Here is a 19,036-nt window from a genome sequence, read left to right as displayed (position 1 = left end):
GCGGCGAAGATTGCCGGCGCTGGTTATCAGATTTTTAGATCTTCGGTCGCAAGTATCGGCCATGCTCACGCGACGCGCTCCTTCAGGCTGGGCGGGCCAGCTTGCGGCCATGTTGGCGGGTCTCTGGCTCGCGTTCGGCCCGGCGCCGGGTCAGGCAGCCGCGGATTCGCTGCTCTGCGGCTTCCTGACCGGGCTCGGAGGAACCGAGCGGAGCCTTGGCGCTCTTGTGACATCGCCGAACGAAACCCAGGCCAGGGAACTCGCGCGCTCGGAGAGCATGAAACTGACGTTCAGCTTCGCGCGATTCACGAAGTGGTACCCGGAGATCGCCGGCAGGGTCAAACCCTATTACCGAAGCCGGCAGCGCCTCTATCGGATCCTTGCCGAAGAGGGCCGCACGGCCATGCTGCGTGCCTATGCGGCGCCGGCGAGCCGGCAACTGCTTGACGATATGGAGAAAAGGTTTGCCGAGAACGACTGCAAGAGCTGGATCGACAGAGAATCTCTGATGCACCAGGCAGACATTGCCTTGCGGGACGGGACGCGCGGCCGGCACATCGCATCTCCGACGTCTCGGCGCGCAGTCGACCTGTTGCTGGTCGCCGCGTTTTTCAGCATGTTCGGAATCGGCTACGCGATCTGGCGTGAGGCGCGCGCTCGCCACCTGGCGCGTCGTCATATCGTCCGGCTGCCGATCGAGATCGAGCACCTCGGCATGCGTCTTCCCGGCCGGGCAAACGATATTGGCCGGCGCGGCGCGCGGCTCTTCTTCGTCGACGGCCACATGCTCGAGCCGAAGCAATCCATCCGGGTTGTCTGGAAGGACATCTGGATCGACAGCCGGGTGCGATGGACCGGGCCGAATGTCGCCGGGGTGGAGTTTCGGTCGGCGCTGACACAGGAGCAGTTGATGCGGATGCTGGCGGCGAGTGAGCGAGAGACTCGCGTTCGCAGGCGCGCGCGAACGGCGGAAGAGCGGCGCCGTTTGGTTCCTTCGACGCCCTGACGCGCTGCGAGATCGTCGCACTTGTTTGCCGGGCGCGACGGCGGCGCGCGCGGAACCCACTTCAGCCATGACCTCGGTTGGGCAGTCTCCGGATTGGCGGATGCCGTTGCTTGACGGGGAAAACAGGTTTGTCTTCCGCGCCGCCTCCGGCTACGGGCTTTCCCTCGGTTTCGGAGGGAGCAGATGGGCGAGGCATTCATCCAGGGATTCGGGCTCGGCTTCAGCCTGATCCTCGCCATCGGTGCGCAGAACGCCTTCGTGCTGCGGCAGGGTCTCCGCGAGGAACATGTGCTCCCCGTGGTGCTGGCCTGCGCGCTCTCCGACGCGCTGCTGATCACGGCCGGCGTTTTTGCCTTTTCGACGCTTTCGGACCGGCTCCCCGCCCTCGTGCCACTGATGCGGTGGGGCGGCGCGGCCTTCCTCTTGGCTTATGGCGCGCTGAGCCTGCGCAACGCGTGGCGCGGCGGCGAGGCGCTCGAAGCGGGCGGCGGCGGCGCGCAGAGCCTGCGCGCGGTGCTCGCCACCACGCTCGCGCTGACCTGGCTCAACCCGCATGTCTATCTCGACACGCTGGCCCTGATCGGCTCGGTCTCGGCCGGCTTTCCGGGCCACGAATCCGCCTTTGCGACCGGCGCCGTCTCGGCCTCTTTCGTCTTTTTCTTCGCGCTCGGTTACGGCGCGCGCCTTTTGCAGCCCATATTTGCCCGCCCGCTTTCCTGGCGCCTGCTCGATCTCGCCATCGGCCTCGTCATGTGGTCCATCGCTGCCGGGCTGATGCAGGGCTGAGCGCTTTCGCTTGCCGCGACGCGGCGAATCCTGTCAGGTCGCCGGCATGAGCGCCGCCGCCGAACATCGCCCCCTGAGGGCCGTCCTCTGGATGCTGGTGACCGGAGTTTGCTTCGTCGGCGTGCAGGCGACCGTAAAGCATCTCGGCCCCGGCATCCCGCCCGCCGAATCCGCTTTCCTGCGCTATGTCCTCGGGCTGGTCCTGCTGCTGCCTGTCTGGCCCGAACTTCGCAGGACGCGGCTCTCCAGGCGCGCCTGGACGCTCTTCACCTTGCGCGGCGCAGCGCAGGCGATGGCCGTGATGGCCTGGTTCTACGCCATGACCCGGATCTCGCTCGCCGAGGTCACGGCGATGAACTACATGAACCCGATCTACGTCACCCTCGGCGCCGTGCTGTTTCTCGGCGAGCCGCTTGCGGCCCGTCGTCTCGCCGCGATCGGCTTCGCCTTTGTCGGCGCGCTGATCATCCTGCGGCCGGGGCTGCGGCCGCTCGAAACCGGACATGTGGCGATGATCTTTGCCGCCTTCGGTTTCTCCGCCGCCTATCTCATCGCCAAGCGGATGACCTTCGAGGCATCGCCCGGCGTCGTCGTCACCATGATGTCGATCATGGTGACGCTCTTCCTCTCCCCCTTCGCGCTTGCCGACTGGGTGCCGCCAGCTCCTGTCCAACTCGGCTGGCTCTTCCTTGTCGCCTGTTTCGCCACCGCTGGGCATTTCGCGATGACGCTTGCCTTCCGCGAGGCGCCGATGGCGGTGAGCCAGCCGGCGACCTTCCTCCAGCTCGTCTGGGCCAGCCTGCTCGGCGCGCTGGCCTTCGGCGAGCCGATAGACGGCTGGGTGGTTCTCGGCGGAGCGATCGTCATGGCCGCCGTGAGCTTCATTGCGTGGCGGGAGATGCGCCTGAAATCGCACCCCCCGGTGGTTCATACCTGAAACGGCCGACCGTCACCTGCGCAACCGGATGCTTGGTCGGCGACCGCCCTACTCCGCCGCCAGCGGCTGCGCGGCGGTTCGGCCGATCTCGATGATGTCTGCGATCACGCCGCGCAGGGTGGCGCGAAAATCCGAGAAACGCTGGCTCGGGCGGATGCGCGCCTCGTCCATGTAAAGCGCACGGTCGATCTCGACCTGCACGACATGCTGGCCATGCGCCGGCCGGCCGTATTGCTGTGCCACGAAGGCCCCGGCGAAGGGCGTGTTGCGCGTCACCCTCAGGCCGACGCCGGCAAAGGCCGCCTCGACGCGGTCCATGATCTCCGGCGCACAAGCGGCGCCGAACCTGTCGCCCAGAACCACCTCCGGCCGGGTGGAGGACCTCGGCGCGATGGAGCGCACCGCCTCATGCGGCATCGAATGACAGTCGATCAGGATCGCCTCGCCGAAGCTTGCCCGCGACTCGCCCACGAGACCGCGCAAGGCGTCGTGATAGGGATGCCAATAGCGGTCGAGCCGGGCCTGCGCCTCGGCCAGGTCGATCTTACCGCGATAGATTGCCCGCCCGCCGGCGACGACTCGCGGGATCACGCCCAGGCCGGAGGAGATTCGCGGATTGTGCGCACCCGGGCGCAGGCCACGGATCACGCTCGGGTCGAGCTCGTCGCAGGACCGGTTGAGATCGACGAAGGCGCGCGGCGCGAGCGCCGAGATCAGTGGCGCGCCGAGCCCGGGTGCGGCGTCGAAGAGCCGGTCCACGAAGGCATCCTCGGAGGAGCGGATGGCGTGTTCGTCCAGCATCGAACGGCGCAGGAAATCCAGCCCGTAATCGCGCCCGCTATGCGGCGAGGCGAAGATCACCGAACTGGTGCGGTCGCGCGGGAGATCGAGGCGATAGGGCGGGTTCAGCATGGGCATTCCTCCACCCCCCATATAGCGGCATTATTTCTCCGGCCAAAAGCCCTTGAACCCTCCTGACGGAGGCTTTATACGCGCTCCACCGACGCGGACTCGACCGCGTCCTTTTCCTTTGGAGAGGGGCGCATGGGAGGATCGGCGCCGGACGGGCGGTTAGCTCAGCGGTAGAGCACTACGTTGACATCGTAGGGGTCACTGGTTCGATCCCAGTACCGCCCACCATCGAATTCGGGCCGGCGACGGCCCGCTGGCGAAACCAACGGCGCCGGATCACGCGCCTGCGAAGAGGAAAGGGAAGACCATGAAGGTCCGCAACTCGCTCCGCTCGCTGAAATCGCGGCACCGGGATTGCCGTATCGTGCGCCGCAAGGGCCGCGTGTACGTCATCAACAAGACCCAGCGCCGCTTCAAGGCCCGTCAGGGCTGAGTCAGCAAGCTTCAAGACATTCGGAAATGGCCGCGCATCGCGCGGCCTTTTTCGTTGCGGGTCACCGCCCGGTCGCCGGGGCGGCAACGCGCCCCGGCCCCGCCGCTCAGGGGGTTTCGGAAACGGACGCCGCGAGCTCCCGCTCCTCGTCGGTCATCTCTTCGGCGATTCCCTCGAAGAGGAGCGTCGAGAGGTAGCGCTCTCCGGTGTCGGGCAGCATGCAGAGCAGGACCGATCCCGGCGGCGCGGACTCGGCGGTGCGGATTGCCGCGGCAAAGGTCGCCCCGCAGGAGATGCCGCAGAAGATCCCCTCCTCCGCGGCCAGCCGCCGCGCCCATCCGATGGCCTCCTCGCCGCCCACCGTCATCAGGGAATCGTAGAAACCCGAGTCCACCGCCTCCTGCAATACCAGCGGGATGAAATCCGGCGTCCACCCCTGGATAGGGTGCGGGGTAAAGGACGGGTGGCTCGACGCCGGCGCGCCGTGCTCGCCGCGCTCCTGAGCCGTGCCGCTGGTCAGGAGCGGCGCGTTGGTCGGTTCGGCGAGCACGATCTTCACGTCCGGCCGCTCCTTGCGCAGCACCCGGCCGACGCCGGTCACCGTCCCACCGGTGCCATAACCGGTCACGAAATAGTCCAGCCGCTCGCCCTCGAAATCCGCCATGATTTCGCACGCCGTGGTCGTCTCGTGAATGTCGGCATTGGCCGGTGTCTCGAACTGGCGGGCGAGGAACCAGCCATTGGCATGAGCCAGCGACTCGGCCAGCCGCACCATGCCGACCCCGCCCTTCGCCTTGGGTGTCAGAAGCACCTTGGCGCCCAGCATCCGCATCAGTCGCCGCCGCTCGACGGAGAAACCGTCATGCATGGTGATGACCAGCGGATAGCCCTTCTGCGCGCAGACCAGGGCGAGGCCAATCCCGGTATTGCCGGAGGTCGCCTCGACCACCGTCTGGCCGGGCCGAAGCGTGCCCGCGCGCTCGGCCGCCTCGATCATGTTCACCGCGAGCCGGTCCTTCACCGAGCCGCCCGGGTTGAACGCCTCGACCTTGACGTAGAGGGTCACGTGGTCGGGGGCGAGCCGGTTAATGCGGATGACCGGCGTGTCGCCGATCGTGTCGCAGACATTGTCGTAGCGTTTCCCGCGCCCGCCGGTCTGCCGGGTCCCTTGGTCGGCCATCATTCTCTCCTGTTCGCTCGGGTTTCCTCCCTTGATACCACGCCGCGCCCCTCGCAGCGAGCGCGACCGGTCACATCCGCGGGACATCGCGCCCGAAGCCGGCGGAATCGACGCCGCGCCTCTTGCCCGCCCCTTCCGGCTTTGCTTCACTCCGCGCCATGTCAGATCACGTCTTCCTGCCCTCCCGTCGCTGGCTCCTCGCGGGCCTGGCCGCCAGTGCCGCGGCCCCCGCGCTCGCAGCGCCGCCGACTCAATCGTTGCGGCCGGCGCCGCGCCCGGGCGGGCCGAAAGGCCGGCTCGCCCCGTCGGCCGAGACGCTGGTCGCGCGGGCAAGGCTCGGCAGCGCGAAGGTCGGCTTCGTCGTCGCCGATGCCGAGACCGGCGACGTGCTCGAGGTAATGAACCCCCTGCTGCCGCAACCGCCCGCCTCGGTTGCCAAGGCACTGACTGCGCTCTACGCGCTCGAGCTGCTCGGTCCGAACCACCGCTTCGCCACCCGCCTCGTCGCCACCGGCCCGGTCGAGGCCGGCGTGCTCAAGGGCGATCTCGTGCTGGTGGGCTCGGGCGACCCGACGCTTGACACCGACCGGCTCGCGGATCTCGCAAATGGTCTGAAGGCGGCGGGCGTCGGCCGCGTCGAGGGCGCGTTCCTCATCTGGGACGGCGCACTGCCGAGTCTCACCGAGATCAGCACGGAGCAGCCCGCCCCGGTCGGCTACAATCCCGGGATCTCCGGGTTGAACCTGAATTTCAACCGGGTGCATTTCGAATGGCGCCGTGCCGGGTCGGGCTGGGATGTCGCGATGGACGCACGTTCCGCCACGCGGCGTCCGGACGTGCGCGTTGCCCGGATGCAGGTGGTGCGGCGGAACTATCCGATCTACACCTACGAGGATGGCGGCGACAGCGATATGTGGACCGTCGCAAGTGGCGCGCTCGGGCAGGACGGCTCGCGCTGGCTGCCGGTGCGAAAGCCGACGGTCTACACCGCCGAGGTCTTCCAGGTTCTGGCGGGCGCGCTCGGCATCTCGCTGAGGGAAGCGGTCCCGGCTGACGCTCCGCTCGTGGGAACCGAGATCGCCCGGGTCGAGAGCGAAGACCTTCGCAGCATCATCCACGACATGCTGAAATACTCCACCAACGTGACGGCCGAAGCCCTCGGCCTCGCCGCGACGGGACGCGCCGGCGCCGTGCCAGAGACGCTTGCCGCCTCGGCGGGGCGGATGTCAGGCTGGATCGGCGAGGAGATCGGCAGCCCGCGCCCGGCGCTCGTCGATCACTCCGGCCTCGGCGGCGCGAGCCGTGTGTCCGCCCGTGACATGGTACGTTCCCTGGTTACGCTTGGCCCGCGGCACGACATCGAACCGCTGATGAAGCCGATCACAATGAAGGATGCCAAGGGACGGCCGGTCGAGGACCACCCCGTGCAGATCCGGGCGAAGACCGGAACGCTCAACTTCGTGTCGACGCTCGCCGGCTACGCGACGCTTCCCGGCGGCCGGCGGCTGGCCTTCGCGACCTTCGTCACGGACGTTCCGCGGCGCGACGCGATTCCGCTCGAACAGCGCGAGCGGCCGGAAGGTGTGAGGAGCTGGACGGCCCGGGCGCGAACCCTGCAGCTGCAACTGATCGACCGCTGGGGCGACGTCTACACGGTATGAGCCCGCAGGCGGTCGAGCGAGAGAAACCATCAAATTCGTGCCGATGGCGGCAGCTGGAGCACACGCCGGCGCGGCGGCGAATCCGCGGACGCGTCATGACCCAGTTTTCTGTCTGGCCGACCGTCCTAGACGGTCAGATGCCGCGCCCGCGCCCCGCGCTCGATGGCTGCCGCATGGAGCCGCGAGATGTTGAGCTGGTAGCGCATCTCCTGCAGCATCCGGAGTTCCTCCTCCGAGAGGCGCCCGTCCGCCGCCGCAACGTCGCAGCAAATCGCATAGGCGGTTTCGTGCAGATGCTCTGGCAGCGACTCGTCGACGAGGCCGAACAGCGCATCCAGCCCGTCCTCTTCCTCGAACAAGTCGAAGACAAGGTTGGCCATGGCACGGATATGATCGGTGTCATACTCGGCAAAGACTGGCAGATGGTCCACGATCCGCTCGATCGTGACCAGTTCGGAGGTGCGGATATTCTCGTCCGACACCGAGGTGGCGATCATCAGCGCGACGAGCGCGTCCTGCGGCGAAAGCGGCTGGTCATCCTGGGCCATAGATCTCTCCTGTCGGACATGTGGTTGTGGCAGATTTATTGACGCCGGACCCGCCCCGCAATAGGGAGAGCCCCGGTCCGCCGCAGGTGGCGGGCCGGGAGTGCGCGGCATGGGGCCGCGGCCCGAAAGCGAAGAGCGTTTCAATGTCCGAACTCCGAGAGCTTGCGATGTCATCCAAGGCCTGGCCCTTCGAGGAGGCCCGCCGGGTGCTGAAACGCTACGAGAAGGCGCCGCCCGAAAAGGGATACGTGCTCTTCGAGACCGGCTATGGCCCCTCCGGACTGCCGCATATCGGCACCTTCGGCGAGGTGCTGCGCACGACGATGATCCGCCACGCCTTCGAGCAGATCTCGGACATCCCGACCCGGCTCATCTGCTTCTCCGACGACATGGACGGGATGCGCAAGGTGCCGGGCAACGTGCCCAACCAGGAGATGCTGCGCGAGCATTTGCAGAAGCCGCTGACCGCCGTGCCGGACCCGTTCGGCGAGTTCCCGAGCTTCGGCGATCACAACAACGCCATGCTGCGGCGTTTCCTCGACACATTCGGCTTCGACTACGAGTTCTACTCGGCGACCGAGTTCTACGCCTCGGGCCAGTTTGACGAGATCCTGCTGCGCGCCGCCGAGCGCTACGACGCGATCATGAAGGTGATGCTGAAATCGCTCCGCGAAGAGCGCCAGCAGACCTATTCGATCTTCCTGCCGCTCCACCCGGAGACCGGCCGGGTGCTCTACGTGCCGATGAAGCACGTAGATGCCAAGGACGGCACGATCACCTTCGACGACGAGGATGGGCGCGAATGGACCCTTCCGGTCACGGGCGGCCAGGTGAAGCTGCAATGGAAGCCCGATTTCGGCGCCCGATGGGCGGCGCTCGGCGTCGATTTCGAAATGTATGGCAAGGACCATTCGACCAACACGCCGATCTACGATTCGATCTGCGAGATCCTTGGCGTGAAGGCGCCGGAGCATTTCACCTACGAGCTGTTCCTGGACGACAAGGGGCAGAAAATCTCGAAATCCTCCGGCAACGGCATCTCGATCGACGAGTGGCTGACCTATGCCGCGACCGAGTCGCTCAGCTACTTCATGTATCAGAAGCCGAAAACGGCGAAGCGGCTCTATTTCGACGTTATTCCCAAGGCGGTGGACGAATACCACCAGCAACTCCGCGCCTATCCCGACCAGGATCTGAAGTCGCAGCTCGCCAATCCGGTCTACCACATCCATGGCGGCGACGTTCCCGCCTCGGACATGGTGGTCAGCTTCGCGATGCTGCTCAACCTCGCCTCCGTCGCCGGCGCCGAGGACAAGGCGGCGCTCTGGGGCTTCATCCGCCGCTACGCGCCCGAGGCGGCGCCGGAGACGCATCCGCAGCTCGACGCCGCGGCCGGCCACGCGGTGCGCTACTACAACGACTTCGTGAAACCGGCGAAGGTCTTCCGCCTGCCCGACGACAAGGAACGTGCCGCGCTGGAGGATCTCGCCCAGCGGCTCCGGGACTGGGATGGCGGGCTGGAAGCCGAAGAGCTGCAATCTGTCGTCTTTGCCGTTGGCAAGGCGCATGAATTCGAGCCGCTGCGCGACTGGTTCAAGGCGATCTACGAAGTGCTGATGGGCGCCAGCCAGGGGCCGCGCTTCGGCGGCTTCATCGCGCTCTACGGTGTCGACGAGACGGTGGCGCTGATCGAGAAGGGACTGGCGGGAGAGCTGGCCGGGGGCTGAACGCCGCGGAACGCTGCAACTGCGGACAGGCGGAGCGACGGGTGCGTGGATTGCGGAGCGTCGGGCGGAGGCGTTGATCTTCGCCCGCCCGGCGCTACTCTTTCCCGAAGGAGGTCGCCATGTTCATCCGCAGAAGCCTTTTTGCCGCCGCCCTTGTCCTCGCCGCCTCAGCCAGCGCCGCGCAGCAGGCCGCATCCGACGCGATCCGCCTCGTCATCCGCGACCAGATCGCGCATTTCCAGAACGATGACTGGACGCAGGCGTTCGACTACGCCTCCCCCGCCATCCGTGACCTGTTCCGTACACCGGAGAATTTCGGCCGCATGGTCCGCGAGGGCTACCCGATGGTCTGGCGGCCCACTGACATGCGCTTCGGCACGCTCAACCCGCGTCCCGGCCGCAGCCTTCAGCGCGTCGTGCTATTCGATTCCGCCGGCGTGCCTCACGCGCTCGAATACGAGATGATCGAGACCGACTCCGGCTGGAAGATCAACGGCGTGCGTTTCCTTCAGGCGGAGGCCGGCGCCTGAACCCTCAGTAATGCGGGGGGCGTTCATCGGCAAAGACCGTCCCGCCCGTTTCCGCCGCCTCCTGTTCCGCGGCCCGCGCCATCAGCAGACGCAGGTGCCGCGCGAGCCGGTCGATCTCGTCGGCCTGGCGCGCCACGACATCCGACAGCTCCTCGGTCACCCGGCGCAGATGCGCCAGTTCCTCTTCGATCTTCTGGTCCGACATCGCCGGTTCCTTTCCTGCATACCGCATACGGCCCCCGCCCCGCTTGCGACCCGGCCGCCCTTGGGCTAGACGCGGGCGCGACGAGAGGACCGAGGATCACCGACATGGCGAAGGACAAGAAGCCCCGCCGGCCCCGGGCGGAGACGCCGAAGGGCTTTCGCGACTATTTTGGCGCGGAAGTGGCCGAACGCAACCTGATGCTGCGCCAGATCGCCGAGGTCTACCATCTCTACGGGTTTGATCCGCTGGAGACCGCCGCGGTCGAGACGGTCGAGGCGCTCGGCAAATACCTTCCCGACGTCGATCGTCCCAATGCCGGCGTCTTCGCCTGGGAGGAGGACGGCGACTGGCTAGCGCTCCGTTACGACCTGACCGCGCCGCTCGCCCGCGTCGCCGCGCAGTTCCGCAACGACCTGCCCGCGCCCTACCGGCGCTACGCGATGGGACCGGTCTGGCGCAACGAGAAACCGGGGCCTGGGCGGTTCCGGCAGTTTTATCAATGCGATGCGGATACAGTCGGGACGGCGAGCGTCGCCGCAGACGCCGAGATCTGCGCCATGCTCGCCGACACGCTGGAGCACGTCGGCATTCCGCGTGGCGACTACCTCGTGCGGATCAACAACCGCAAGGTGCTGAACGGGGTGCTGGATGTCGTTTTCGGGTTCACCGGGAGCGGTGACGACGCGGACCCTAGTGCGGTTTATGATCGTGAAACTCGAAAGGACGACATCCTTAGAACTGTCGACAAGTTTGACAAGGTTGGTCGGCAAGGCGTCCTTGATCTCCTGATGGGCGGCCGAATGGACCCGTCCGGCGATTTTACAAAGGGATGTGGGCTCAACGAGGATCAAGCCGGTGTTGTGTTGAGTTTTCTGGAAGCTCGACAGCAAGACAATGCGGCAACACTAAAGGTGCTCAGAGACCTCGTGGGCCATACGAAACGTGGAAGCGAGGGCGTGGACGAGTTGGAACAGATCTCAGAATTGCTTGTCGCTCAAGGATACTTCTCAGATCGCATCGTCATCGACCCCTCCGTCGTCCGTGGCCTCGGCTATTACACCGGCCCCGTCTTCGAGGCCGAGCTCACTTTCGAGATCACCGATGACAAGGGCCGCAAGCAGCAATTCGGCTCGGTGGCCGGCGGCGGGCGTTATGACGACCTCGTCAAGCGTTTCACCGGTCAGGCCGTGCCGGCCACAGGCGTTTCCATCGGCGTCGACCGCCTGCTGGCCGCGCTGCGCGCGAAGGGGCGGATGGACGGGGCGAGTGTCGGGCCGGTGGTGGTCACGGTGATGGACCGGACCCGGATGGCGGAGTATCAGGCGATGGTCGGCGAACTGCGGGCCGCAGGCATCCGCGCCGAGGTCTATCTCGGCAACCCGAAGAATTTCGGCAACCAGCTCAAATATGCCGACAAGCGGAACTCCCCGGTCGCGGTGATCCAGGGCGAGGACGAGGCGGCGCGCGGCGTCGTGCAGATCAAGGACCTCGTGCTGGGAGCCAAGATCGCCGAGAATGCGAGCCTCGAGGAATGGAAGTCGCAGCCGGCGCAGCGCGAGGTCGCGCGCGACGATCTGGTGGCCGAGATCCGCAGGATGCTGGAACAGGGAGCCTGAGTGCGATGCCCAGCAAGCAAGAGGTCCGCGCCGAGGCCGCCCGCCTCCAGGCGTTCTTTCGCGGCGCCGGCGTTCGCGAGATCGAGCCCGACGTGCTTCAGCCCGCCGAAACGCTTCTGGACCTCTATGGCGAGGATATCCGCGCCCGCGCCTATGTGACCGCCGACCCGCTCAAGGGCGAACAGATGATGCGGCCGGATTTCACCGTTCCGGTGGTGCTCTGGCATGTCGAGAGCGGTGCCGGCGAGGCGCGCTATTCCTATGCCGGAGAGGTCTTCCGGCGGCAGGAGCGGCCCGAGCCGGGACGGTCGAACGAGTATTTCCAGGTCGGGCTCGAGATCTTCGACGCCGCCGACCCGGCCGAGGCCGAGGCCGAGATCTTCGCCCGCTTCGCCGCGGCGCTGGTGCCGCTCGGGCTGCGGGCGGCGATGGGCGATATCGGACTGCTGACGGCGGCGGTGCAGGGCCTGGTGACCAGCGCACCGCGCCGCGCCGCGCTCATGCGGCATATCTGGCGGCCGCGCCGCTTCCGGGCGCTGCTCGACCGCTACGCGGGGCGTGCGAAGGTGCCGCACGCGCGCAAGCTGCTGCTGGCGGCGTTGGAACGGCAGGCGCCGGAAGAGATCATCTCCGATGCGGGCCTGATTGTCGGGCTGCGCGAGCCGGCTGAGATCGTCGCGCGGATGCGGCGGCTTCAGGAGGAGGCCGCGGAACCGCCGATCCCGGCCCACGCGGTCGAGATGATCGACGACCTGCTGGAAATCCGAGAGACGCCGTCGAACGCGCTCGACCGGCTGCGCGACATCGCGGTGGACCTGCCCGCGCTCGAACCGGCGGTAGAGCGGCTGGAGCGGCGGCTCGACGCGATGCGCGGCCACGGGGTGGATCTCGACTCGGTCGAGTTCGAGGCGAATTACGGGCGCACGACGATGGAGTATTACGACGGCTTCGTCTTCGGCTTCTATGCCGGCGGGCGGCCGCACCTGCCCCCCGTCGCCTCCGGCGGGCGCTACGACGCGCTGACGCGCGTTCTCGCCCGCGGCCGCGAGATCCCGGCCGTGGGCGGGATGATCCGGCCCGGTCTGGTGCTGGAACTGAGCCGGGAGGGCCTCTGATGGCGCTGAAGCTGGGCGTGCCGTCCAAGGGCCGGCTGATGGAGAAGACCTTCGACTGGTTCGGGGCACGCGGCCTCGAGATCCGCCGAACCGGGTCGGAACGCGAGTATTCCGGCTCGGTTGGGGGCGTCGAGGGCATCGACCTCGTGCTGCTCTCGGCGGGCGAGATCCCGCGCGAGCTGGCTGCGGGGCGGATCCATCTCGGCGTGACCGGCACCGATCTCGTGCGCGAGCGCATCCCCGACTGGGAGACGCGGGTCGAGGAGCTGGCGGCAATGGGCTTCGGCCAGGCCGACCTGATCATCGCCGTGCCGAAATGCTGGGTCGATGTCGACATCGTCGACGACCTCGATGCCGCGGCCGCGGCCTTCCGGATCGCGCATGGCCACCGGCTCAGGATCGCGACCAAGTATCACCGGCTGGTGCGAGAGTTCCTGCGCGAGGCGGGCGTCGCCGACTATCAGCTCGTCGACAGCCAGGGGGCGACGGAAGGCACGGTGAAGAACCTGACGGCGGAAGCGGTGGCTGACATCACTTCGACCGGCGAAACGCTTCGGGCCAACCACCTGAAGATCCTCTCCGACGGGTTGATCCATCGCAGCCAGGCGACGCTCTTCAAGTCGCGCCGCGCGCCCTGGGACGCGGCAGAGCGGCGAGCCTATGGCGAGCTGACCGGGCGGCTGGCGGAGTTCCGGTAGCGGAGGCCGCAGCGATCCGTTCGGGTCATGCCGCCGGCAGATGCTGTTCCAGAGAAGAGGGTGTCGGACGCGCCAGGTGTCAGTTGCGAGTGACGCCTCTGCCAAGACACTGAATCACTCGCCAAGCTTGGCCGCCATATGGTTCACATAGGCTTCGTGCAGGGGCGCCATGGCGGCGAGCTGATCCTCGGTGAATTCGCAGCGGCCCGCGAACCAGGAATCACTCACCGGCGTAGTGCGGAGAATGCCCATCACGGTCTTGACCATGTTCGGCTGCATCTGGGCGGCGCTCTCGGTGCCGAGACGCGTGTTCAGGTCAGCTTCGATCTCGGCAACCGGCCGGGACGCCCAGGCGACCTTGTCGCTGCAGGTTCCGTCGATCATCAGCTCCGGCGCAAGGTTCTGCGCTGCGGCCGGGGAATGAAGGAGGACGACGAGCGCGATCGCCGCGACATGACGCATGATGAAACTCCCGTTCAGCGAGCCCCCTTAGTCGACACCTCCGCGCGCTTGCGCAAGGCACGTCATCGCACGCCGATCTCGGCCAGGGCGGCGGTCAGAGCGGGCGGCAGCGCATCCTCGCTTGCGCGCGCCGCAGGCAGGTCGCGCGGGGCGTCCTCCGGCGCGAGGTAGCGCCAGCCCTGGAACGGGCGCTTCGGCACGCTCTCGGTGCGGTGGATCTCCGGATCGAGCACCAGCGCACAGCGGCTGATGCCGTCCGCACCAAGCGTCTCGTCGAGCCGCAACACCCGCTGGCGGGCAAGGATCAGCCCCTTGAACACCCAGTAAAGCGACCCGCCATTCAGCAGCTCCGCCTCTCGGCGCGGCCACATCCGGGTGACATGGCGCGGCAGCCCGTCGGGCATCGCGGCGCGCCGGCTTTCCTGCCAGGTCTCGAGGTCCTCGACCCGCTCAGCGCCGACGCAGAGCTTCAGGAGGTTGATATGTCCAAGGCTGGAATCGCTCATAAGCCAGACATAGCGGAGGCGAGCACGGAAGCAAATCTAGTGGCCATCACGAGAGCTTCACCCTAATATTGTTTCCTGCCCTCCGACCCCAAGGAAACACCCATGACCCGCTTTGCCGCCCCCATCGCCGAGTCCATCTGGGACATGAAATACCGCTTCAAACAGGCGGATGGAACAGCACTGGACCTCACTGTGGAGGACAGCTGGCGGCGCATCGCCCGGTCGCTGGCGGAAAACGAGGCGGAGCCGGCGCTCTGGGAGGAGCGGTTCTACGGGGCGCTGGAGGATTTCCGTTTCCTGCCGGCGGGTCGAATCACCGCCGGGGCGGGCACCGGCCGGTCGGTGACGCTGTTCAACTGTTTCGTCATGGGCACGATCCCCGACGACATGGGCGGCATCTTCGACATGCTGAAGGAGGCCGCGCTGACCATGCAGCAGGGCGGCGGCATCGGCTATGACTTCTCGACCATCCGGCCGCGCGGCGCGGATGTGAAGGGCGTGGCGGCCGACGCCTCCGGCCCCCTTTCCTTCATGGATGTCTGGGACGCGATGTGCCGGACGATCATGTCGGCCGGCTCGCGGCGCGGCGCGATGATGGCGGTGATGCGCTGCGACCACCCCGACATCGAGGATTTCATTTCCGCCAAGTCGGACCCGGCCCGCCTGCGGATGTTCAACATGTCCGTTCTGGTGACCGACGCTTTCATGGAGGCCGTTCGGGAGGACGGGCCCTGGGAGCTGCAATTCGGCGACAAGGTCTATCACACGGTCGAGGCGCGGGACCTGTGGAACCGGATCATGCGCGCGACTTACGACTACGCCGAGCCGGGAGTGATCTTCATCGACCGGATCAACGCGATGAACAACCTCCGGTATTGCGAGGAGATCGCCGCCACCAATCCCTGCGGCGAGCAGCCGCTGCCGCCCTACGGCGCCTGCCTCCTCGGCTCGATCAACCTCGCGCGGCTGGTCGCGGCGCCGTTCGAGGACAACGCGGCGCTCGACGAGACAGCGCTTGACCAGCTCGTCACCACAGCCGTGCGGATGATGGACAACGTGGTCGATCTCAGCCGCTTCCCGCTGCCCGAGCAGCGGGCGGAAGCGCAGGCCAAACGGCGGATCGGGCTCGGCGTCACGGGCCTTGCCGACGCGCTCCTGATGGTTGGCCTGCGCTACGGCTCGGAGGAGGCGGCGCGCCAGACCGAACGCTGGCTGCACCGGATCGCCCGCGCCGCCTACCTGGCGTCGGTGGAACTGGCAAAGGAGAAGGGTGCCTTCCCGCTCTTCGACGCGGAGAAATACCTCGCCAGCGGCACGCTGGCGCATATGGACGAGGATGTCCGCGCCGCGATTGCCGAACACGGCATCCGCAACGCCCTGCTGACCTCGATCGCGCCCACCGGCACGATCAGCCTCTATGCCGGCAACGTCTCCAGCGGCATCGAGCCGGTCTTTGCCTATGCCTATACCCGAAAAGTGCTGCAAAAGGACGGCTCGCGCACCGAGGAGGAGGTGGTCGACTACGCCGTGCAGCTCTGGCGCGAGAAGATGGGCGATGCCCCCCTGCCCGATCATTTCGTCAACGCACAGACGCTTTCGCCGGCCGACCACGTCCGCATGCAGGCCGCGGCGCAGAAATGGGTCGATTCCTCGATCTCGAAGACGATCAACTGCCCGGAGGACATCGCCTTCGACGATTTCAAGGACGTCTACATGCAGGCGTGGGATTCGGGCTGCAAGGGCTGCACGACCTACCGGCCGAATGATGTGACAGGGTCGGTTCTCTCGGTAAGCGAGAGCGGCGAGGAAAGCCCCGAGATCGACCATGGCGCGGACGTGATCTACCTCTCCGAGCCGCTCGACCGGCCGCAGGCACTCGAAGGCCATACCTACAAGGTCAAGTGGCCCGACAGCGAGCACGCAATCTACATCACCATCAACGACATCGTGCTGAACGGCGCGCGGCGCCCGTTCGAGGTGTTCATCAACTCCAAGAACATGGAGCATTTCGCCTGGACCGTGGCGCTCACGCGGATGATCTCGGCGGTGTTCCGGCGCGGCGGTGACGTCTCCTTCGTGGTCGAGGAGCTGAAGGCCGTGTTCGACCCGCGCGGCGGCGCCTGGATGAACGGCAAATATGTCCCCTCGATCCTCGCTGCGATCGGCGGGGTGATCGAGCGGCACATGGTCTCGATCGGCTTCCTCGAGGGCGAAGGGCTGGGGCTCAAAGCCGATCCCGAGGCGGAGCGGATGCAGGTGGGCGAGCGGCCGCGCGGGCCGGCCTGCCCGTCCTGCGGGCAATACGAGATGCGGATGGTCGAAGGCTGCCTGACCTGCATGAATTGCGGCCATTCGAAGTGCCAATAGGCGGGCGGCCCGAGAGAGCAACCCGGACAACGGGGCGCGGGGCGCGATAGCATTGCCGCCGGTGCCGTCCGCGAAGCGCGCGGCCCCGCGACCATTCCCCGATAGCACCCCTTCGCCCGGATCGTCGGCGGCCCGGGAAATCCGGACATTCCCTTGCGGAAACATGTGGTTGTGTCACGGGCCTGTCGCAAAGAGGCGGCAGAACGGGACCAGGTCAGTTTGGGTAGAAGAATGCGGTATTCTCTCGCCTTGTTTCTTTTCACCGCAATGACGAGCACGCCCGCCATTGCCGCCGACACCCAGGACGGCGACGCAGAATACGGCCAGAAGCTGTTTTCCGCGCTCTGCGTAACCTGCCACAAGGAGGATGCCAGGGGCGACGATCGGGCGCCGGACATCCGCGGCGCACCGGTCGCGGCGATCCGGCGAGGCACCTCCGGAATGGACTCGATGCAGGATTTCTACCTCGAGGAGGAGGATATCCTGGCCGTCCGCGCATATCTGGCCACTCTCGTCGAATAGTCATCGGCCGGCGCGGAGGTCCGCCCGAGGCGGCTCCGCGCCGGCCGCCCGATCAGTCCCAGTCGAGCCGGATGTCGTGGCTGTAGCGATACTCCTCGGGCAGCGTCGGAGCGGTGGCCTCGTCGATAGCGGCGTGGACGGTGGTGAGCGGGGTGACCGTCGCATCGCGGCCGAACAGGAAGCTCTGCTCGGCGACGATCACCCGGTAGGCCTTGTTGAGCATCAAGGCTCGTTCGACCGACGGCGTCAGCAACTCGTAGACCGTCTTGCCGGCGAGCCGGTCGGCGGCAACCGTCCCGTCGGGATTGAACCAGCGCGCGATCATCTCCGCGTTGGCGCGGAACTCGTCGCCGCCGCCGACTCGCGCGAGATAGGTCTCGATCTCGCCCTTCTCCTCGCCGAGATTGGAGACGTCGGTCATCGCGTTCAGGTCGATGTAGCGCCACCCGTCCGCGCCCGGCATCTTGCGCGGGAAGGCCCAGGTCTGGTCGATATTCGCGCCCACCGTCGCGTGGCAGCCGCGACAGAAGAACAGCTCCTCGTTGGTCTGGCGGCGCAGGCGGCCCTCTTCATCCTCGATCCAGGCCAGCATGGTCCAGCCAAAGCCGGTATCCATCCCCTTCGGCCCGAGATCGATATAGCGCGGCAGGTTCTCGTCGATCTTTTCCTGCCGCTCGTTGCCGTAGCGGCTGGCAATCTCCGGAATGGTCAGCTGGCGCGTCTTGATCATGTAGCGCAGTTCCTTCATCCGCCGCGCCGGCACGATCTCTTCGCCGTCGATGCCGACATAGCGCACGGAATGCAGGAACTCAGTGCCCTCCGGGTAGGACATGCGCTGCACCGCCTCGGGCGACGCCGCGCCGAGATAGCTGGCGCGCCGGAGGATATGACGGGTCCGGCCGATGCTGCCGTCGCCGTCGATATCGACGCCGATCGCTGCCTCGTCCACCTCCGGCAGGGATACGTCGTCGATATCCTGGAAGGCCATTTCCAGAAGCGCCAGATTGGCGAAATAGACATCGCGGGACGTTGCCCCGTCGGCAGTCGTGTAGAAACGCGCGGGAAGGCGAATCTGGACGTCATCGGTCGAACCGTTCGTCGGCCAGAAGGTCGACGGCTGCGGCTTGTAAGTAAAGGCGACCCACCAGGAGCCGTCCCTCGCGAGACCGTCCGCGTCGAAGGCATGCGCCGCGTCGGCATAGCCATCGAGGTCGGGGATCCACCCGGGGAAGCCCGCCGCAGACAGCCGGTCCTCGAGGTCGGAGTAATTGTCGCCGTCGATCCAGTCGAGAATCGCTTCGTCTGAGATCGCCGCGACCTCTGCCGACCGGTCAACGAAGAGATTCGTCCAGTGATTGGTCATCCCGGCATCCGAAAAGGCATAGGATTTTTGCAGGCTGCCATCCTGCATGAAATTCGGGCGCGACCCGTCGTTATTGTCCTGGTGGCAGACGTAGCAGGGGTTAAAGCGGCCCTCGATCCGCGTGTAGCACATGGCCGTCACCGGCGCTTCGGGGTTGTAGCGGCGGCCGGCGTCCGACAGAGCGACCGACCCGGGGCGCAGGCGCATGATTTCGGCCGTGTCGGCAGTGGCAAGATCCTGCGCAGAGAGTGGCGCGGCGCCTGCGGACAGCAGGGCAGGAAGGGCGAGGACGGCGAAGGCAGAAGGGCGCGGGGAGCGATCGGTCATCTGGTCTTTCCCTATGAGAGGCGGCGTGGCGAACCGGATCGGCGCCCGGATGCATCAGAGCGCGCCGGAAGCACGACCGGTGCGGCGGAATGTTGAAGGGGGGCGGCCCGGAAGCCGCCCCCCTCGCACAGGATG

Annotated in this window: 19 protein-coding genes and 1 tRNA gene; 13 read left to right on the top strand and 7 right to left on the bottom strand. The window is 66.8% G+C overall.

Annotated elements, in window-relative coordinates; genetic code table 11:
- The first annotated feature begins 61 nt into the window (after positions 1-61).
- The 3 genes from EU800_RS09430 (at position 62) to EU800_RS09420 (ending at position 2,729) form a co-directional block, all read left to right on the top strand.
- A complete protein-coding gene (locus EU800_RS09430; protein WP_129630935.1) occupies positions 62-1,006 on the top strand; it encodes a PilZ domain-containing protein in 945 nt (314 codons plus the stop codon).
- 183 nt (positions 1,007-1,189) lie between these two features.
- Positions 1,190-1,792 carry a LysE/ArgO family amino acid transporter gene (locus tag EU800_RS09425; RefSeq protein WP_129630933.1) on the top strand — a complete coding sequence of 201 codons (603 nt, stop codon included), beginning with the start codon at positions 1,190-1,192 and terminating at the stop codon, positions 1,790-1,792.
- Positions 1,793-1,838: 46 nt separating this feature from the next.
- On the top strand, positions 1,839-2,729 hold the full coding sequence (locus EU800_RS09420) for a DMT family transporter (protein ID WP_129630931.1): 891 nt from the start codon (positions 1,839-1,841) through the stop codon (positions 2,727-2,729).
- 48 nt (positions 2,730-2,777) lie between these two features.
- Here EU800_RS09420 and EU800_RS09415 read toward each other — a convergent pair whose 3' ends face one another.
- Positions 2,778-3,641, bottom strand: a complete 864-nt coding sequence (locus tag EU800_RS09415; protein ID WP_129630929.1) for an N-formylglutamate amidohydrolase — start codon at positions 3,639-3,641, stop codon at positions 2,778-2,780.
- Positions 3,642-3,794: 153 nt separating this feature from the next.
- Here EU800_RS09415 and EU800_RS09410 point away from each other — a divergent pair.
- Positions 3,795-3,869 (top strand) — tRNA-Val (locus EU800_RS09410).
- 79 nt (positions 3,870-3,948) lie between these two features.
- Positions 3,949-4,074, top strand: coding sequence for a type B 50S ribosomal protein L36 (gene ykgO / locus EU800_RS09405; protein WP_089233906.1), 126 nt, complete (start codon positions 3,949-3,951; stop codon positions 4,072-4,074).
- 106 nt (positions 4,075-4,180) lie between these two features.
- Here the strand turns inward: ykgO and cysK are convergent, their stop codons facing one another.
- The gene (gene cysK / locus EU800_RS09400) at positions 4,181-5,254 is read right to left on the bottom strand and encodes a cysteine synthase A (RefSeq protein ID WP_371685608.1); all 1,074 of its coding nucleotides are present in this window, start codon (positions 5,252-5,254) and stop codon (positions 4,181-4,183) included.
- A 158-nt stretch (positions 5,255-5,412) separates the two neighbouring features.
- On the opposite strand from cysK, the gene dacB reads away from it, so the two are divergent.
- Positions 5,413-6,915, top strand: a complete 1,503-nt coding sequence (gene dacB, locus EU800_RS09395; RefSeq protein WP_129630925.1) for a D-alanyl-D-alanine carboxypeptidase/D-alanyl-D-alanine-endopeptidase — start codon at positions 5,413-5,415, stop codon at positions 6,913-6,915.
- A 125-nt stretch (positions 6,916-7,040) separates the two neighbouring features.
- Here the strand turns inward: dacB and EU800_RS09390 are convergent, their stop codons facing one another.
- Positions 7,041-7,463 (bottom strand): tellurite resistance TerB family protein, encoded by a 423-nt coding sequence (locus EU800_RS09390; protein WP_129630923.1) that lies wholly within the window; start codon positions 7,461-7,463, stop codon positions 7,041-7,043.
- 143 nt (positions 7,464-7,606) lie between these two features.
- On the opposite strand from EU800_RS09390, the gene EU800_RS09385 reads away from it, so the two are divergent.
- Positions 7,607-9,190, top strand: coding sequence for a lysine--tRNA ligase (locus EU800_RS09385; protein ID WP_129630921.1), 1,584 nt, complete (start codon positions 7,607-7,609; stop codon positions 9,188-9,190).
- A gap of 119 nt (positions 9,191-9,309) precedes the next feature.
- Positions 9,310-9,720, top strand: coding sequence for a DUF4864 domain-containing protein (locus EU800_RS09380; RefSeq protein WP_129630919.1), 411 nt, complete (start codon positions 9,310-9,312; stop codon positions 9,718-9,720).
- A 4-nt stretch (positions 9,721-9,724) separates the two neighbouring features.
- Here the strand turns inward: EU800_RS09380 and EU800_RS09375 are convergent, their stop codons facing one another.
- Complete coding sequence (locus tag EU800_RS09375; RefSeq protein ID WP_129630917.1) at positions 9,725-9,925, bottom strand: SlyX family protein; 201 nt, start codon at positions 9,923-9,925, stop codon at positions 9,725-9,727.
- A gap of 104 nt (positions 9,926-10,029) precedes the next feature.
- On the opposite strand from EU800_RS09375, the gene hisS reads away from it, so the two are divergent.
- Genes hisS through hisG form a run of 3 tightly spaced genes read left to right on the top strand, consistent with a single transcriptional unit; the run spans position 10,030 to position 13,354 of the window.
- Positions 10,030-11,541, top strand: coding sequence for a histidine--tRNA ligase (hisS, locus tag EU800_RS09370; RefSeq protein WP_129630915.1), 1,512 nt, complete (start codon positions 10,030-10,032; stop codon positions 11,539-11,541).
- Between the two features lie 5 nt (positions 11,542-11,546).
- A complete protein-coding gene (locus EU800_RS09365) occupies positions 11,547-12,656 on the top strand; it encodes an ATP phosphoribosyltransferase regulatory subunit (protein WP_129630913.1) in 1,110 nt (369 codons plus the stop codon).
- The gene (gene hisG / locus EU800_RS09360; RefSeq protein WP_129630911.1) at positions 12,656-13,354 is read left to right on the top strand and encodes an ATP phosphoribosyltransferase; all 699 of its coding nucleotides are present in this window, start codon (positions 12,656-12,658) and stop codon (positions 13,352-13,354) included. Before EU800_RS09365 ends, hisG begins: the two co-directional genes overlap by 1 nt.
- A gap of 114 nt (positions 13,355-13,468) precedes the next feature.
- On the opposite strand, the gene EU800_RS09355 is transcribed toward hisG, so the two are convergent.
- Both EU800_RS09355 and EU800_RS09350 read right to left on the bottom strand, forming a co-directional pair.
- Complete coding sequence (locus tag EU800_RS09355) at positions 13,469-13,816, bottom strand: hypothetical protein (protein WP_129630909.1); 348 nt, start codon at positions 13,814-13,816, stop codon at positions 13,469-13,471.
- 62 nt (positions 13,817-13,878) lie between these two features.
- Positions 13,879-14,322: a DUF1489 family protein gene (locus tag EU800_RS09350; protein WP_129630907.1), complete on the bottom strand. Its 444-nt coding sequence runs from the start codon at positions 14,320-14,322 to the stop codon at positions 13,879-13,881.
- 102 nt (positions 14,323-14,424) lie between these two features.
- Between EU800_RS09350 and EU800_RS09345 the strand changes: the two genes are divergently transcribed.
- Together EU800_RS09345 and EU800_RS09340 are read left to right on the top strand one after the other, a co-directional pair.
- Positions 14,425-16,689, top strand: coding sequence for an adenosylcobalamin-dependent ribonucleoside-diphosphate reductase (locus EU800_RS09345; protein WP_129630905.1), 2,265 nt, complete (start codon positions 14,425-14,427; stop codon positions 16,687-16,689).
- Between the two features lie 231 nt (positions 16,690-16,920).
- The gene (locus EU800_RS09340) at positions 16,921-17,211 is read left to right on the top strand and encodes a cytochrome c (RefSeq protein ID WP_129630903.1); all 291 of its coding nucleotides are present in this window, start codon (positions 16,921-16,923) and stop codon (positions 17,209-17,211) included.
- 52 nt (positions 17,212-17,263) lie between these two features.
- On the opposite strand, the gene EU800_RS09335 is transcribed toward EU800_RS09340, so the two are convergent.
- Positions 17,264-18,901, bottom strand: coding sequence for a hypothetical protein (locus EU800_RS09335; RefSeq protein WP_129630901.1), 1,638 nt, complete (start codon positions 18,899-18,901; stop codon positions 17,264-17,266).
- Positions 18,902-19,036: the final 135 nt, after the last annotated feature.

It is taken from the genome of Tropicimonas sp. IMCC6043, assembly GCF_004146235.1.
GTDB lineage: Bacteria > Pseudomonadota > Alphaproteobacteria > Rhodobacterales > Rhodobacteraceae > Tropicimonas.
The sequence above is the reverse complement of the archived record's forward strand: the minus strand, read 5'-3'. Positions and strand labels throughout refer to the sequence as shown.

Bases quoted from the DNA above. Each gene is read 5' to 3' on its own strand.
- EU800_RS09430 (WP_129630935.1), top strand. From the start codon at position 62: ATGCTCACGCGACGCGCTCCTTCAGGCTGGGCGGGCCAGCTTGCGGCC.
- EU800_RS09425 (WP_129630933.1), top strand. From the start codon at position 1,190: ATGGGCGAGGCATTCATCCAGGGATTCGGGCTCGGCTTCAGCCTGATC.
- EU800_RS09420 (WP_129630931.1), top strand. From the start codon at position 1,839: ATGAGCGCCGCCGCCGAACATCGCCCCCTGAGGGCCGTCCTCTGGATG.
- EU800_RS09415 (WP_129630929.1), bottom strand. From the start codon at position 3,641: ATGCTGAACCCGCCCTATCGCCTCGATCTCCCGCGCGACCGCACCAGT.
- ykgO (WP_089233906.1), top strand. From the start codon at position 3,949: ATGAAGGTCCGCAACTCGCTCCGCTCGCTGAAATCGCGGCACCGGGAT.
- cysK (WP_371685608.1), bottom strand. From the start codon at position 5,254: ATGGCCGACCAAGGGACCCGGCAGACCGGCGGGCGCGGGAAACGCTAC.
- dacB (WP_129630925.1), top strand. From the start codon at position 5,413: ATGTCAGATCACGTCTTCCTGCCCTCCCGTCGCTGGCTCCTCGCGGGC.
- EU800_RS09390 (WP_129630923.1), bottom strand. From the start codon at position 7,463: ATGGCCCAGGATGACCAGCCGCTTTCGCCGCAGGACGCGCTCGTCGCG.
- EU800_RS09385 (WP_129630921.1), top strand. From the start codon at position 7,607: ATGTCCGAACTCCGAGAGCTTGCGATGTCATCCAAGGCCTGGCCCTTC.
- EU800_RS09380 (WP_129630919.1), top strand. From the start codon at position 9,310: ATGTTCATCCGCAGAAGCCTTTTTGCCGCCGCCCTTGTCCTCGCCGCC.
- EU800_RS09375 (WP_129630917.1), bottom strand. From the start codon at position 9,925: ATGTCGGACCAGAAGATCGAAGAGGAACTGGCGCATCTGCGCCGGGTG.
- hisS (WP_129630915.1), top strand. From the start codon at position 10,030: ATGGCGAAGGACAAGAAGCCCCGCCGGCCCCGGGCGGAGACGCCGAAG.
- EU800_RS09365 (WP_129630913.1), top strand. From the start codon at position 11,547: ATGCCCAGCAAGCAAGAGGTCCGCGCCGAGGCCGCCCGCCTCCAGGCG.
- hisG (WP_129630911.1), top strand. From the start codon at position 12,656: ATGGCGCTGAAGCTGGGCGTGCCGTCCAAGGGCCGGCTGATGGAGAAG.
- EU800_RS09355 (WP_129630909.1), bottom strand. From the start codon at position 13,816: ATGCGTCATGTCGCGGCGATCGCGCTCGTCGTCCTCCTTCATTCCCCG.
- EU800_RS09350 (WP_129630907.1), bottom strand. From the start codon at position 14,322: ATGAGCGATTCCAGCCTTGGACATATCAACCTCCTGAAGCTCTGCGTC.
- EU800_RS09345 (WP_129630905.1), top strand. From the start codon at position 14,425: ATGACCCGCTTTGCCGCCCCCATCGCCGAGTCCATCTGGGACATGAAA.
- EU800_RS09340 (WP_129630903.1), top strand. From the start codon at position 16,921: ATGCGGTATTCTCTCGCCTTGTTTCTTTTCACCGCAATGACGAGCACG.
- EU800_RS09335 (WP_129630901.1), bottom strand. From the start codon at position 18,901: ATGACCGATCGCTCCCCGCGCCCTTCTGCCTTCGCCGTCCTCGCCCTT.